The following is a 14,861-nucleotide window of genomic DNA, read 5'->3' on the forward strand; positions in this document are numbered from 1 at the left end:
CGCCCCGGGGAGGAGGATGAGCCGATGACGAGCCAGACCTGGAACGCCGCCAACTACCAGGAGAATGCCGGCTTCGTGCCGATCCTGGGTGGGCCCGTCCTGGAGCTGCTGGGCGAGGTGGCCGGGCAGGACGTGCTCGATCTGGGCTGCGGCGACGGGGTCTTGACCGAGCGGCTCCAGGCGGCAGGGGCAAGGGTGCTGGGCGTGGACGCCTCGGCCGAGATGGTGGCCGCGGCACGGGCGCGCGGCGTGCCGGCCGAGCAGGCGGACGGGCAGGACCTGCGCTTCGAGGCGAGGTTCGATGCCGTGTTCAGCAACGCCGCCCTGCACTGGATGCCGGACCAGGACGCCGTGCTGCAGGGGGTGTTCCGGGCGCTCCGGCCGGGCGGGCGGCTCGTGTGCGAGATGGGCGGCCAGGGCAACGTCGCCGCCGAGGTCGTGGCCCTGCACCAGGCGGCTGCGGAATTCGGCCTGGACGCGGCGGCCCTGCATCCCTGGCGCTTCCCGAGCCCGCAGGAGCAGGCCGACCGGCTGACCACGATCGGCTTCGAGGTCCGGCGGATGGAGCTGATCCCGCGGCCGACCCCGCTGCCGACCGGCATGTATGGCTGGCTCGTCACCTTCGCCGGGCCGTACACCCGTCATCTGCCGGTCGAGCGGCGCGAGCCGTTCCTGCGGCGGGTCGAGGCGATGCTGGCCCCGGCCTTGCGCGACCGGCAGGGCAACTGGACCGCCGATTATGTCCGGCTGCGCTTCGTGGCCGTGCGGCCCTGAGCGGTCAGCCGGTTGGGCGGCGGGTGAAGCCGGCATGGCCTTCGGGCGGCAAGTCGCTGGCCTGGACCCCGTCGACCCTGGCCAGGCGCGGGCCCTTTCGGCAGCGGTCGGTCAGGCGCTCGAGCGCAGCGGCCGGCCCTTCCGCATGCGCCTCTACCGAGCCGTCCGGCCGGTTGCGCACCCATCCGGCCAGCCCCAGCTCCACCGCCTGGTCCACCAGCCAGTCGCGGTAGCCCACGCCCTGGACCCGCCCGGTGATCTGCAACCGGGCCGCGCGGCGTGCCGGCGGGGACGCCGAACAGCCACCTTCTGCCTCACCCCCGTCGATGGCTATGGACACTGAAAACTCCGTGGCGCATCACGAGCGGCTGGTGTATAGGGACGAACGGAATGTGTCGCTACGCGAGAAGACGCCCTGTTCGTGACAGTCGCTTCATCTTTGACTTTCTCACCCTGCTACGGTGATGCGGCGGTTGCGCCTAGCTTCGTCGGGCTGATGGGGTTGGTCGGAGCGGAGCCCGTTGCAGCAGACGGGTCACGCGATCTGCATCCGACGACGCGCGCATCCCTTCCGTTCTCGATCGTACTCCCCACCCGCTTCCGCGGTTTTGCCGGACTCGCCGATGACTCGTAAGCTCTTCGTAGCCAATTTCCCCTATTCGACCACCCCTGAAGAACTCGAGCAGCTCTTCGCCCCGCACGGTGGCGTCGTGGCCGTCAAAATCGCGACCGACCGTGAGACGGGCCGCAGCCGCGGCTTCGGCTTCATCGAGATGGAGTCGGAAGAGGCCTGCGAGAACGCCATCCGCAAGATGGACGGTTTCCAGATGGCGGGCCGCGCCCTGGCCGTGCGCCAGGCCGAGGATCGTCGTCCGGCCGGTGGCCCGGGCGGCGGCTTCGGTGGCCCGCGTGGCGGCGGTGACCGTGGCGGCTTCGGCGGCGACCGTGGTGGTTTCGGCGGTCCTCGTGGCGGCGGTGACCGCGGTGGCTTCGGTGGTCCTCGCGGTGGTGGTGGCGGCTTCGGCGGCCCCCGCGGCGGCTTCGGCGCCGAGCGCAGCGGCGGCGGCTTCGGTGGTGACCGCGGCGGCTTCGGCAGCCCCGGCGGCGACCGTGGTGGCTTCGGTGACCGCGCCGCTCCCAGCCCGGGCGGCTTCGAGGATCGCGGCTTCGGCGATCGCCCGTCGCGCTCCCCCGGTGGTGGCCGTGGCCGTGGCCGTGGCGATCGCGGCGGCTTCGACGACAACTGGAACTGAGCAGTCCAGACGGGTCTGGCGACCTGCAGGAAAGGGAGGGTTCCGAAGGGAACCCTCCCTTCTTGCGTTCTGGCACCGGATTTCGTGGGCCGGCTGAGAAGGATGGCGATGACGGAGGGCCGGCCTGTGCTGGATTTCGATGCCGGGCGGACATGCCGGGCATCGGCGAAGCCGGCAGCAGAGGAGTGCCGCCGGCTTTGTTGAATCATTGCAGGGACTGGCTCCCATCGGGTTCGAGTGCCGCAGCCGGCTGAGGCCGATCCACCGACACCCGCCAGACCGTGTTCGCCAGGTCGTCGGCGACGATCAGGGCGCCGCGCGGATCCACCGTCACCCCGACTGGTCGGCCGCGGGTGTTGTCGCCGTCCGCGGTCAGAAATCCGGTCACGAAGTCGACCGGCTCGCCGGCAGGCTTGCCGTCCTGGAACGGCACGAAGATCACCTTGTAGCCGGAGGGATCGCTGCGGTTCCAGCTGCCATGCTCGCCGACGAACACTCCTTCGGCGAACTCTGCACCCATGACCGGGCTGGAGAAGGCCAAGCCCAGCGCTGCCACATGCGATCCCAGCCCGTAATCCGGGCGGATGGCCGCCTCGACCTTCGCCGGGTCCTGTGGCTGCGCGCGCGGGTCGACGTTCTGGCCCCAGTAGCTGTAGGGCCAGCCATAGAAGCCGCCCTCCTGCACGGAAGTCAGGTAGTCCGGGACCAGGTCGGGACCGATCTCGTCCCGCTCGTTCACCACCGCCCAGAGCTGGTCGGTGCCCGGCTGGATGGCGAGTGCCGTGGGGTTGCGCAGGCCCGTGGCAAAGCGCTTGTGCCTGCCCGTCTCGGCATCGACCTGCCACACCACCGCCCGGTCGACCTCGGCATCCATGCCGCGCTCGGTGATGTTGCTGTTGGAGCCGATGCCGACATAAAGGAAGCGGCCATCGGGGCTGGCGGTCAGCGCCTTGGTCCAGTGATGGTTGATCGCGGACGGCAGGTCCGTGACCAGTTCCGGCGGCCCGCTCGCCTGCGTCTGGCCGTCGGCATAGTCGAACCGCACCAGCGCATCCTGGTTCGCGACATAGATGGCGTCGTTGGCGAAGGCCAGACCATAGGGTGCGTTGAGATTGTCCGCGAAGACGCCTTGCGCTTCGTAGGTGCCGTCGCCATCGGCGTCGCGCAGCAGGGTCAGCCGGTTGCCGCCCTTCACCGGGCTCTTGCCCAGGGCCTTGATGAAGTTCGCGATGATGTCCTTGGGGCGGAGCGCTGGTGCACCGCCACCCGAGCCCTCCGCGACCAGGATGTCACCGTTGGGCAGGACCAGGGTCTGGCGCGGGATCATGAGATCCGTGGCAATGGCCTCGATCCGGTAGCCCTGGGGCACGATCGGGCGTTCGTCGCCCCAGCCGGCCGGCCTCGGGATCTTCATGGTCGGCAGCAGGCCGCGCTGCGGTTCGGGCAGGTCCGGATCGGGACCGTGCTGCGCCGGATCGGCCTGGGCGTCCCAGGCGGACAGGGCGACCGCCGCAGCACCGATCAGCAGGAGCGAGCGCATCATTCCACCTCTCCGGTCCGGAACCCGGCATAGCCGATCCAGGCGGCGACGAGTGCCAGGAGCACCGTTGTCGCCGACAGATAGAGGCCTTCCGGCATGGTCGCCCAGGCGTCCTTGGCATGGACCAGCGCGTTGATGAAACTGAGCACCCACATGACGAGCAGCACGATGAAATAGACGGCCGGCCGCTTGCGGTGCCCGGAATGGCTGCGGAACAGGTTGATCAGCGCCCAGAGCACGGCGAAGGCGCCGACCAGCAGCCCACCAGTGATGAGCCAGGCGGAGAAGTTGGCCCATTGCGCATGAAAGGTCGCCCGGTAGGCGAGATCGCTGACGAGCGCGCCCAGGAACAGGGGAAGCGGGAATGCCAGGAGGATCGCGTGCAGCGGATGGACCGGCCTCAGCGGATCTGAGGCGGATAGGACGACCACGGCGTCTCCTTTCGTTCCATGGCCCGGCCGCACGACATGCGGCCGGCGAAGGCTCCGCCGCGTTAACGCGTCAGTGCACCGAAAGTTTCGGCAGCGCGGCGTGCCCCCTGGCCGGATCCACGCTGCCGTCTGTCGCGTCAGGACCTGGTCCGGCCGATGGGCCAGGCCTGCGGCTCAGTCGCGGCCTTCTTCCACCGCATGGCAGGCGACGAGCTGCTCGCCCGCTCTCGTCAGGCCCGGCACCTCGACCCGGCAGCGCTCGTTGGCGAGCGGGCAGCGCGGGTGGAACGGGCAGCCGGGCGGCGGGGCCAGCGGCGAGGGCAGCTCGCCTTTGGCCTTGATCCGGTCGCGCCGGCGGCGCGGATCGGCGATCGGGGTGGCTGCCAGCAGAACCCGGGTATAGGGGTGGCGCGGCGTGGCGAAGATCGCTGCCTTCGGTCCCTTCTCCACGGCCTTGCCCAGATACATCACCATCACGTCCTGGGCGATGTGCCGGACCACCGACAGGTCGTGGCTGATGAACAGGTAGGCCAGCCGGAACTCGTCCTGCAGGTCCATCAGCAGGTTGAGCACCTGGGCCTGGATCGACAGGTCCAGCGCCGATACCGGCTCGTCCAGCACCAGCACTTCGGGGTTGGGCATCAGTGCCCGGGCAACCGCGATCCGCTGGCGCTGGCCGCCGGAGAACATGTGCGGGTAGCGTTCGGCCTGCTCACGGCGCAGTCCGACCTTCTCCAGCATGGTGAGGACCCGGTCGCGCCGCTCGGCGGCACTGGTGCCGCCCAGGATCTCCAACGGCTCGGCCAGCGCGTCGGCGATCTTGCGGCGCGGGTTCAGCGACCCGTAGGGGTTCTGGAACACGAGCTGGACCTTGCGCCGCAGCTCCGGGGTCACCTCGTCCGTCGGCTGCCCGTCCAGGAGCAGCCGGCCGCCCGAGGGCGGCTCGATCAGGGTGACGATCCGGCCGAGCGTGGACTTGCCGCAGCCGGATTCGCCGACCACCGCCAGGGTCTTGCCGGCATCTAGGGTGAAGCTCACCCCGTCCAGCGCCCGCACGGTGGCGGGCTTGGCGAACAGGCCGCGCCGGACCGTGTAGTGGCGGGACAGATTGTCGGCTTCGACAATCTGGTTCGCGGGCGGGTTCACCGGCGGGCTCATCGGGTCCCGCCCAGCGGATAGTGGCAGACCGCCTGGCCCAGCTCCGGTCCGGCCGGCACCGGCCGCACCTCCACGCAGCGCTGGTCGGCGCGCGGGCAACGCGGATGGAACAGGCAGCCCGAGGGCTTGTCGAACTGGCCAGGCACCACGCCCGGGATCGAGGCGAGCCTCGATCCCTCGACGGCGCGCTCGGGCAGGGCCGCCAGCAGGGCCGCGGTGTAGGGATGGTGGGGATGGTCGAACAGGCCGTACACGTCCTGCTTCTCGACCTGCCAGCCGGCATACTGGACCACCACGCGCTGGGCGGTCTCGGCGACCACGCCCATGGCATGGGTGATCAGGATCAGGGCCATGCCGCGCCGTTCCTGGAGATCGACCAGGAGATCGAGGATCTGCGCCTGGATGGTGACGTCCAGTGCCGTGGTCGGCTCGTCGGCGATGAGCAGGCGCGGGTCGCAGGCGATTGCCATGGCGATCATCACCCGCTGGCTCATGCCGCCGGACAGCTGGTGCGGGTAGGCGGACAGGCGCTGGGCGGGCGAGGGGATGCCGACCTGGGTGAGCAGTTCCACCGCCCGGTCGCGCGCCTGGCGCTTGTTCAGGCCGAGATGGAGCCGGAGCGACTCCTCGATCTGGAAGCCCACGGTGAAGCAGGGGTTCAGCGAGCTCATCGGCTCCTGGAAGATCATCGCCATGTCGGCGCCGGTGAGTGCGCGGCGCTCGGCCGGGCTGATCGTCAGCAGGTCCTTGCCGTCGAAGGCCAGCACGTCGGCGGTGACTCGTGCGGTCGGGGGCAGGAGGCCCATGACCGCCAGCATCGAGACCGATTTGCCGGAGCCGCTCTCGCCCACGATCGCGACGATCTCGCCCTTCTCGACGGAGAGGTCGACGCCCTCCACGGCCGTGAACCAGCCCGATGCGGTGGCGAATCGGACCGTGAGGTTGCGGATCTCGAGCAGGCTCATGAGCGCTTCAGCTTGGGATCGAGGACGTCGCGCAGGCCGTCGCCCATCAGGTTGACGGCGAGCACCGAGATCAGGATGGCGAGGCCGGGGAAGGTCACGACCCACCAGGCGCGCAGGATGAACTCACGGGCGTCGGCCAGCATGGTACCCCATTCCGGCGTGGGCGGCTGGGCGCCCATGCCGAGGAAGCCCAGGGCCGCCATGTCCAGGACCGCCGTGGAAAAGCCCAAGGTGGCCTGGACGATCAGGGGCGGGGCGCAATTGGGCAGCACGGTGCGGAACATCAGCCGCCAGACCGAGGCGCCGGCGACCCGGGACGCGGTAACATAGTCCTTCTGCAACTCGCTCATCGCGGAGCCGCGGGTGAGACGGGCGTAGTGCGGCATGTAGACCAGCGCCACCGCGAACATCGCGTTGAACAGGCCAGGGCCCAGGATCGCGACCACGACCAGCGCCAGCAGCAAGGACGGGATCGCCAGCAGCACGTCGAGCACGCGCATGATCAGCGTGTCGACGAAGCCGCGGGCGAACGCGGCAGACAGGCCCAGCAGGATCCCGCCGGACATCGAGATGACGATCACGATCAGGCCGATGAACAGCGACCAGCGGCCGCCATACATGATGCGGGACAAGAGGTCGCGGCCGACCGCATCGGTGCCGAGCAGATGCGCGGTGCTCCCGCCTTCCTGCCAGAACGGCGGGACCAGCACGGCGGCGCGGTCCTGGGCATCCGGAGAATAGGGCGCCAGCCAGGGGGAGAGTGCCGCGATGACCACGAAGGCCAGGAACACGATCAGCCCGGCGAGCGCGCCCTTGTTCTGCCGGAAATAATGCCAGCCTTCGATGAACGGATGGGGCGGGCGGGTGGCGATCTCAGCGGCCATGGCGGATCCTCGGGTCGATCAGCCCGTAGGTCAGGTCGACCAGGAGGTTCACGATCATGACCACGCTGGCGATCAGCAGGAGCCCGCCCTGCACGGACGGGTAGTCGCGGCGGAAGATCGAATCGATCAGCCACTTGCCGACCCCTGGCCAGGAGAAGATCGTCTCGGTCAGGATGGCGCCGGCCAGCAGCACGCCGGTCTGCAGGCCGATCGTGGTGACCACCGGGATCAGCGCGTTGCGGAAGGCATGGAGGCCGACCACGCGGCGGGTCGGCAGGCCCTTGGCCTTGGCGGTGCGCACATAGTCCTCGCTCAGGACCTCCAGCATGGCCGAGCGGGTCTGCCGGGCGATCACGGCCAGCGGGATGGTGCCCAGCACGATCGTCGGCAGCACCAGGTGGGAGAAGGCCGACATGAAGGCACCGTCCTGGTCGGAGAGCAGCGAATCGATCAGCATGAAGCCGGTCACCGGCTCGAAGAAGTACAGGAGGTCGATCCGGCCGGAGACCGGGGTCCAGCCCAGGATCCCGGAGAACAGGATGATCAGGAGCAGGCCCCACCAGAAGATCGGCATGGAATAGCCGGTGAGCGTCGCCGCCATCACGCCATGGTCGAAGATGGTGCCGCGCCGGCTGGCGGCGAGCACGCCCGCGGGCAGGCCGAACACGATCGCGAACAGGATGGCGCAGATCGACAGTTCCAGCGTCGCCGGGAACAGGGTCAGGAACTCGGTGAGGACGGGCGCCTTGGTGACGATCGAGTTGCCGAGGTCGCCGTGGAGCACGTTGCCGAGGAAGGTCGCGTACTGTTCCCACCAGGGCCGGTCGAAGCCGAAGCGGGCCATGAGTTCCGCATGGCGCTCCGGGCTGGTGCCACGCTCGCCGGCCATCATCTCGACCGGGTCGCCGGGCAGGAGGCGGATGAACAGGAAGGCGACCAGCGTCACCCCGAGAAAGGTGGGGATCAGCACCGCGATGCGGGACAGAAAGAAGCGGAGCAAGCTCTTCTCGATAGGAAGCGGGGCGGGAGGATCCCGCCCCGGCCGGGTTGCTCAGGTCATTCCTCGATATCGACCTCGTAGAACTGATGGCCGCCGAACGGGTCGATCTTGAAGCCCTTTACGCTGTTCAGCATCGGCTTGAACACCACCGAATGCGCAATGGTGGCCCAGGGATTCTGCTCCTTGAAGATCACCTGCGCCTCTTCGTAGAGCCGGGTGCGCTCCTCCTGGTCGGTGATCCGCTTGGCCTGCACCACGAGGTCGTCATAGGGCTTGTAGCACCAGCGCGCCCGGTTGGCGCTGCCGACCGCATCGCAGCCGAGCAGGGTGTGCAGGAAGTTGTCCGGATCGCCATTGTCGCCGGTCCAGCCCATCAGCAGGGTCTGGTGCTCGCCGGCCGCGGTGCGCTTGAGATACTCGCCCCACTCGTAGCTGACGATGTTGGCCTTCACCCCGATCTTGGCCCAGTCGGACTGGATCATCTCGGCCATGCGGCGGGCGTTCGGGTTGTAGGGCCGCTGCACCGGCATCGCCCAGATGTCGGTCTCGAACCCGTCGGGATAGCCAGCCTCAGTCAGCAGTTTCTTGGCGTCCTCGGTGTCGTAGGGCACGTCCTGCACGGCGTCGTTGTAGGACCAGATGGTCGGCGGGATCGGGTTCTTCGCGGCGGTGCCGGCTCCCTGGTAGACCGCGTCGATGATCGCGGCCTTGTCGATCGCCATGGTCAGTGCGGTGCGGACCTTGGCGTCATCGAACGGCTTCTTCTCGGTATTGTAGCCGAGATAGCCGATGTTCAGGCCTTCCTGGGACATCAGGTTGATGTCCGGGTCCGACCGCATCGCCTCCAGATCGGCGGGGTTCGGATAGGTCATCAGGTGGCATTCGCCGGCCTTGAGCTTCTGGAAGCGCACCGAGGCGTCCGGCGTGATCGCGAAGATCAGGTTGTCGATCTTGGCCTTGCCCTTCCAGAAGTCCGGGTTGGCCTGGTAGCGGATCACCGCGTCCTTCTGGTAGGCGACGAGCTGGAACGGCCCGGTGCCGACCGGATTGTTGTCGAGCTTTTCCGGCGTGCCGGCCTGCATCATCTGGTCGGCATACTCGGCCGACAGGATCGAGGCGAAGTCCATGCCGAGATTGGCCAGAAACGGCGCTTCCGGCTCTTTCAGCGTGAACTTCACCGTATGGTCGTCGACCTTCTCGATCTTGGTGATCAGGTCGGGCAGGCCCATCGAGTCGAAATACTCATAGCTGGCGCCGCCGACCGCGTGGAACGGGTGGTTCTTGTCCAGCTGCCGCATGAACGTGAACACCACGTCGTCCGCGTTGAACTCCCGGGTCGGCGTGAAGTCCTTGGTGGTATGCCACTTCACGCCCTGGCGCAGATGGAAGGTGTATTCCTTGCCATCCTCGGAAATGTCCCAGGATTCGGCCAGGCCCGGCCCGAGCGTGGTCTCGCCATAGTTGAACTCGACCAACCGGTTGAAGATCGTCTCCGACGTGGCGTCGAAGGTGGTGCCGGCGGTATAGAATTGCGGGTTGAAGCCCTCCGGACTGCCTTCCGAGCAGAACACGAAGGTCTTGGCCTCCACCGCGCCGCTGCCCGCCGCAACGGCCAGCAGGGCCGCGGATGCCAACAGTAACTTCTTCATGACATGTACTTCCGCATGCACCGACCCGGAGCCGGTGCCGCAGGTCCGCCGCGGCACCGTTCCACTGCATGGGAGGAAGGCACTCCGATTGTGCCGAGTCAATCAGGTCGTGTGGAACTGCCCCAGAATGAAGGCGGCGACCAGGGCCCGCTCGTCCAGCGCGTCATACCGGCCGGACTTGCCGAAATGGCCGGCCCCCATGTTGGTCTTGAACAGGAGCGGCGCATCGTCGGTGCGTGTCGCCCGGATCCGCGCCACCCACTTGGCGGGCTCCCAGTAGCCCACGCGCGGGTCGGTCAGGCCCGCCGTGACCAGCATGGGCGGCCAGGCCTGGGGGCGGACATTGTCATAGGGGCTGTAGGCCAGGATGGTGCGGAACGCCGCCTCGTCGGTGATGGGATCGCCCCATTCCGGCCATTCGATCGGGGTGAGCGGCAGGCTCGGGTCGGACATGGTGTTGAGCACGTCGACGAATGGCACGTCGGCTACCGCGGCGGCCCACAGGTCCGGGCGCATGGTGACCACCGCGCCCACCAGCAGCCCTCCGGCCGAGCCGCCCTGGAGGGCGATCTGGCCCCTGGCCGTCCAGCCGTCCCGGATCAGCATCTCGGCGGCTGCGATCGTGTCGGTGAAGCTGTTGCGCTTGTGCTCGCGCCGCCCGGCGAAATACCAGGGCCGGCCGAGCTCGTCGCCGCCGCGCACATGGGCGATCGCCACGGCAACGCCCCGCTCCAGATAGGTCAGGCGCTGCAGCCCGAAGGAGGGAGAGAGGCCCATGCCATAGGAGCCGTAGGCGGTGAGCAGCACCCTGCCGCTGCCGTCCTTGGGGAAGTCCTTCGGATAGACGATGCTGACCGGCACCTTGGCACCGTCGTCCGCCAGGGCCCACAGCCGCTCGGTCCGCCAGCGCTCCGGCTGGTAGCCGGACGGGATGCGCTGGACCTTGCGCACCTCCAGCCGCTCCTCTGCGACATGGTAGTCGTAGACGGTGGGCGGGGTGACCATCGAGGAGAAGCCCAGGCGGAGCGTGCCAGTGTCGAACATCGGGTTCTCACCCAGCCCCGGATCACCCACCGCCTCGGGAAACACGATCGGCCGCTCCCGGCCGTCGGTGTGTGCCACCACCAGGCGGTCGAGCCCGTCCAGCCGCTCGCTGCGCACCAGAAAGCCGTCGAAGCAGTCGACGCCCAGCAGGTAGCGCTCGTCCGAGCCCGGCAGCGCCTCCTCCCAGTTGGCCGGCTCCGGTGCCGACAGCGGCGCCCGGCACAGCCGGAAGTTCGGATGGGTGTCGTCGGTGCGGATCCACAGCGTGCCGTGGCGCTCGTCCACCTCGTACCAGCGGCCCTCCCGGCGCGCGTCGATCAGGCGCAGCGGCCCCTCCAGCGAGGGATCGAGCAGCCGCACCTCGGCGGTCACATGGGTCGAAGCGGTGATCGTCACCGTGGCACGCGAGCGGGTGCGGCCGATCGAGACGAAGTAGGCGGGATCGCTCTCCTCGTAGACCACCGGGTCCGGCCCGCCAGCGCCGATGGTGTGCCGGCGCACCCGGAACGGTCGGAGCGACGGGTCCAGCTCGACGTAAAGGAACGAGCGGCCATCCGCCGCCCAGACCACCGCGCCGGACGTGCCGGTGGCGAGGCTGCGGGTGGTGCCACCGTCCGCGGTATCGAGCAGGTGGATCAGGAAGCGCTCCGAGCCGTCCTCGTCGGTGGCATAGGCGACCAGGCGGTGGTCGGGGGCCGGCATCGGCCCGGTACAGCGGAAGAAGTCCAGGCTGGCGGCGAGCGCCGGCTCGTCCAGCAGCACCTCCGGCTCGGCCGCTTCCAGGGCGCGGCGGAACCAGGTGCGGTACTGGGCGCCGTCGCGAAACGCCCAGTGGTACCAGAACCCTTCGCGGCGCACCGGCACCGAGGCGTCGTCGGGCGCCATGTGCGCCTTCATCTCCGCCTTGATCTCGCCGATTTCCGGCTGGAGGCCGGCGGTGACAGCCGCCAGATAGTCGTTCTCCGCCGCCAGATGGGCCAGGATCTCCGGATCCTTGACGTCGGGAAAGCCCGGGTCGCGCAGCCAGGCATAGGGGTCGTCCCAGCTGGTGCCGAACCGCTCGTGCCGCACGTTCACGGTGCGGGCCACGGGCGGGCGGGGCGGAGTCGGGCGGGCGGGGGAGGGGTGGTCGGTACTCATGGGGGTGATGTAGACAATGGGTGGCGCCGGGAAAACTCGGCGATGTCCCATCCGGCAATCGACCGGGCGCTCGATCCGGGCAGCCAGGTCGTGATTGGAAATGGAGTGATGCAGTCTGTCCGGTCCGTTCCGTACCGCTTGCCGGTGATCCGCCTATTGGCGGTCGGCCTCCTGCTCGGTACCGCTGCCGCGTGCGCGCCCAGCTGGACGCCGGAAAGCGGCCTGCCGGCGACCGACTACAACGTGCCGGCCGATGCGCAGCGGGCGTTCGAGCGCGCGCGGTTCGCCGAGAAGTTCGGTGACCGCTACGGCGCCACCGCCAATTACGAGCTGGCCGCCGCCAGCGGCCACCCCAAGGTCCTGCTGTTCGAGGCGCGCTATTATCTGCGCGGGCCGGAGGGGCGCGACCCGGCCAGGGCCAAGGTCGCCCTGGAGCGGGCAGTGCTGGTGGAGTCGGAATGGCAGGGCGATGCTCAGTACCTGCTGGGCAAGATGCTGGTGCGCGGCGACGACGGCGTGCCGCCCGAGCCCGAGCGGGGCATGCCGCTGCTGGAGGCTGCCGCCGCGGCGGGTGCGCCCGGATCTGCCGCCGAACTGGCGCGCACACTGGAGCGCAGCGGCAGCACCGACCAGGCCCGCATCGACGAGCTCTGGGCGCAGGCGGCAGCAGCCGGTGACGAGCAGGGCATCGTGCGCCATGCCGAGCGGCTGGTGGCCTCGGGCGATGGCGGGCCGGCCACGGCGGCCGCGGTGGCCGCGGCAATGACGGCCCTGAACGAGCATGCCGACAGCGGCGACGTGAACGCGATGCGCCAGCTCGCCCAGGTCTATGAGCGAGGCACCCTGGCGCCGGCCGATCCGGAGCAGGCCAGACGCTGGCTGGCCCGGGCCGCTGAGGCGGGCGATGCCAGCTCCGCCACCCGGCTGGCCCGGCTCACCCGCGAATCCGGCGGCAGCGAGGACGAGTGGCTGAACCTGCTGCGCCGAGCCGCGGATGCGGGCGACCCGCGCGCGGCTGGCGGGCTGGCGCGGGCCTATCTGGATGGCGACGGGGTCGAGCGGGATCCGGAGCAGGCCGAGGCCTGGGCGGCCAAGGCGATCGCGGGCGGCGACACCGGGACGATGGCGGTGTTCGGCCGGGCCTATGCCGAAGGGCGCGGGCTGCCGCGGGACGTGCCGCGCGGCCTGGCCCTGCTGGAGGAGGCCGCGGCCGCCAATGAAGTGCGCGCCTATGCCTATCTGGCGCGGCTCTATCTGCGCGCGGAGGACGTGCCGCCCGACCAGGCCAAGGCGATCCGCTATGCGGAAGAGGCGGTGGCGGCCGGCGATGTCGCGACCAAGGGCAATTACGGCCGGGCCCTGCTGGAAGGGAAGGTGGTGCCGGCCGACCCCCAGCGCGGCATCGCGCTGCTGAAGGAGGCTGCCGCCGAGGGCGATGCGCTGGCCAGCACCCAGCTCGGCATCGCCTACCTGGAGGGCACCGGCGTGCCGGTCGATACGGGCCAGGCAGTGCCGCTCCTGGAGGTCGGCGCTGCGTCCGGCAATGCCAGCGCCATGTACCGGCTGGCCCAGGTCCTGCTCGATCCAGGGAGCGGCCAGCACGATGGGGCGGCCGGGCTGGCCATGCTGGAGCAGGCGGCGGCGGCTGGCCATTCCAGTGCGATGTTCACGCTGGGGCGGGCTTATCTGGAGGGCAATGGGGTGGCGAAGGACCCGGAGCTGGCCCGGCAGTGGCTGACCCGGGCCAAGGCAGCCGGCCGCGGCGACGCCGACCGGCTGCTGGCCCAGATCCCGGAAGCCTGAGCCGGGCCGCCGTTCAGGCCGGGTGGCGGCGCATCACCAGCCGCTCGGCCAGGACGACGCTGCCGAAGAACAGGAGGCCCAGCGCGGAGGACGTGATCACCGCGGCGTAGAGCCGGTCGGTCTGGTAGTTGAAGGTCGACTGGATGATCAGGGCCCCCAGGCCCTGGTTCGCCCCGATCCATTCGCCGACGATGGCGCCGATCACCGACGTGGTGGCGCTGATCTTGAGCGAGGTGAACAGGAGCGGCAGGGAGCGGGGCACGCGCAGCCGCCAGAAGGTCTCGAACGGGCTGGCCGAGAGGATGCGGAACAGCTCGAACTCGCTGCGGGTCGGCATCTCCAGGCCACGGATCATGTTCACCAGCGTCGGGAAGAAGCAGATCACCGCGGCGATCACGATCTTGGGCAGGATGCCCAGGCCGAAGATCAGGACGATGATCGGGGCCAGCGCCAGGATCGGGATGGTGTTGAAGAACAGCACCGCCGGGAAGTAGGCGGCGCGGATCGGCCGGCTGTAGACGAACAGGATTGCCAGCAGCACGGCGGCGAGATTGCCGATCAAAAAGCCCAGCACGCTTTCCAGCGCGGTCGGCAGGGCGTTGGCGGCGAGCAGGCCGGCATCGGTCACGAGCTTGCGCGCCACCGTGGCCGGGGTCGGCACGATGAAGGCCGGCACGCCCAGGAGCGGCAGGACGAACTGCCAGACCAGCAGGATCGAGAGGGCGCCCAGGAGCGGCAGGAGGATGGTGGCGGCCCGGTTCATGCCGCGTCCGCCAGGATGGCGCGCAGATGGGCCATCGCCTCGACCAGCGGCGGCGCCTCGCGCGGCAGGCGGCCTGCCTCGCCCTTGACCGGGCGCAGGTCGACGATCTCCCGGACCCGGCCGGGGTGTGCTGCCAGCACCATCACGCGCTGGCCCAGATAGGCGGCCTCCATCACGCTGTGGGTGACGAACAGGATGGTGATGCCCATGCGCCGCCAGAGCTGCGCCAGCTCGTCGTTCAGCCGGTCGCGGGTGATCTCGTCGAGCGCGCCGAACGGCTCGTCCATCAGCAAGATCCGCGGCCGGCTGACCAGGGCGCGGGCGATGGCGACGCGCTGGCGCTGCCCGCCCGACAGCTCATGGGGCAGCCGGTCCGCCTGCGGCAGGAGGCCCACCAGCGCCAGCAGCTCGTCGGTGCTGGCAAGACCCGGCCGGCGCAGCCCGGCCGGGCCCACCT

General features: G+C 69.5%; 14 protein-coding genes. 3 read left to right on the forward strand and 11 right to left on the reverse strand.

What is annotated here, in order from left to right:
* Positions 1-24: 24 nt before the first annotated feature.
* Positions 25-774 (forward strand): methyltransferase domain-containing protein, encoded by a 750-nt coding sequence (locus VNS22_RS07035; RefSeq protein WP_325730980.1) that lies wholly within the window; start codon positions 25-27, stop codon positions 772-774.
* 4 nt (positions 775-778) lie between these two features.
* Here VNS22_RS07035 and VNS22_RS07040 read toward each other — a convergent pair whose 3' ends face one another.
* Entirely contained in the window at positions 779-1,114 is a 336-nt protein-coding gene (locus VNS22_RS07040; protein ID WP_325730982.1) for an acylphosphatase, read from the reverse strand.
* A gap of 283 nt (positions 1,115-1,397) precedes the next feature.
* Here VNS22_RS07040 and VNS22_RS07045 point away from each other — a divergent pair, with 283 nt between their 5' ends.
* On the forward strand, positions 1,398-2,027 hold the full coding sequence (locus VNS22_RS07045; RefSeq protein WP_325730984.1) for an RNA-binding protein: 630 nt from the start codon (positions 1,398-1,400) through the stop codon (positions 2,025-2,027).
* 205 nt (positions 2,028-2,232) lie between these two features.
* Here VNS22_RS07045 and VNS22_RS07050 read toward each other — a convergent pair whose 3' ends face one another.
* The 8 genes from VNS22_RS07050 to VNS22_RS07085 form a co-directional block, all read right to left on the reverse strand.
* Positions 2,233-3,570 (reverse strand): PQQ-dependent sugar dehydrogenase, encoded by a 1,338-nt coding sequence (locus VNS22_RS07050; RefSeq protein WP_325730986.1) that lies wholly within the window; start codon positions 3,568-3,570, stop codon positions 2,233-2,235.
* Positions 3,567-3,998 carry a DUF2231 domain-containing protein gene (locus VNS22_RS07055; RefSeq protein ID WP_325730988.1) on the reverse strand — a complete coding sequence of 144 codons (432 nt, stop codon included), beginning with the start codon at positions 3,996-3,998 and terminating at the stop codon, positions 3,567-3,569. The genes VNS22_RS07050 and VNS22_RS07055 overlap by 4 nt, the downstream gene beginning before the upstream one ends.
* A 174-nt stretch (positions 3,999-4,172) precedes the next feature.
* On the reverse strand, positions 4,173-5,156 hold the full coding sequence (locus VNS22_RS07060; protein WP_325730989.1) for a dipeptide ABC transporter ATP-binding protein: 984 nt from the start codon (positions 5,154-5,156) through the stop codon (positions 4,173-4,175).
* Entirely contained in the window at positions 5,153-6,121 is a 969-nt protein-coding gene (locus VNS22_RS07065) for an ABC transporter ATP-binding protein (protein WP_325730991.1), read from the reverse strand. Before VNS22_RS07065 ends, VNS22_RS07060 begins: the two co-directional genes overlap by 4 nt.
* Positions 6,118-7,005, reverse strand: coding sequence for an ABC transporter permease subunit (locus VNS22_RS07070; protein ID WP_325730993.1), 888 nt, complete (start codon positions 7,003-7,005; stop codon positions 6,118-6,120). Before VNS22_RS07070 ends, VNS22_RS07065 begins: the two co-directional genes overlap by 4 nt.
* Positions 6,995-8,005, reverse strand: a complete 1,011-nt coding sequence (locus VNS22_RS07075) for an ABC transporter permease subunit (RefSeq protein WP_325730995.1) — start codon at positions 8,003-8,005, stop codon at positions 6,995-6,997. The genes VNS22_RS07070 and VNS22_RS07075 overlap by 11 nt, the downstream gene beginning before the upstream one ends.
* A gap of 56 nt (positions 8,006-8,061) precedes the next feature.
* Positions 8,062-9,654, reverse strand: a complete 1,593-nt coding sequence (locus VNS22_RS07080; protein WP_325730997.1) for an ABC transporter substrate-binding protein — start codon at positions 9,652-9,654, stop codon at positions 8,062-8,064.
* 102 nt (positions 9,655-9,756) lie between these two features.
* Positions 9,757-11,838, reverse strand: a complete 2,082-nt coding sequence (locus VNS22_RS07085) for a S9 family peptidase (protein ID WP_325730999.1) — start codon at positions 11,836-11,838, stop codon at positions 9,757-9,759.
* Positions 11,839-11,946: 108 nt separating this feature from the next.
* Here VNS22_RS07085 and VNS22_RS07090 point away from each other — a divergent pair, with 108 nt between their 5' ends.
* Positions 11,947-13,641, forward strand: a complete 1,695-nt coding sequence (locus VNS22_RS07090; RefSeq protein ID WP_325731001.1) for a hypothetical protein — start codon at positions 11,947-11,949, stop codon at positions 13,639-13,641.
* 13 nt (positions 13,642-13,654) lie between these two features.
* On the opposite strand, the gene VNS22_RS07095 is transcribed toward VNS22_RS07090, so the two are convergent.
* Together VNS22_RS07095 and VNS22_RS07100 are read right to left on the reverse strand one after the other, a co-directional pair.
* Positions 13,655-14,404: an ABC transporter permease gene (locus VNS22_RS07095; protein WP_325731003.1), complete on the reverse strand. Its 750-nt coding sequence runs from the start codon at positions 14,402-14,404 to the stop codon at positions 13,655-13,657.
* Positions 14,401-14,861 (reverse strand): ATP-binding cassette domain-containing protein (locus tag VNS22_RS07100; RefSeq protein ID WP_325731005.1); only part of this gene is annotated, 461 nt, incomplete at its 5' end. The genes VNS22_RS07100 and VNS22_RS07095, both read right to left, overlap by 4 nt.

Origin of the sequence: Geminicoccus sp. (genome assembly GCF_035556675.1) — a bacterium.
Taxonomy (GTDB): Bacteria; Pseudomonadota; Alphaproteobacteria; order Geminicoccales; family Geminicoccaceae; genus Geminicoccus.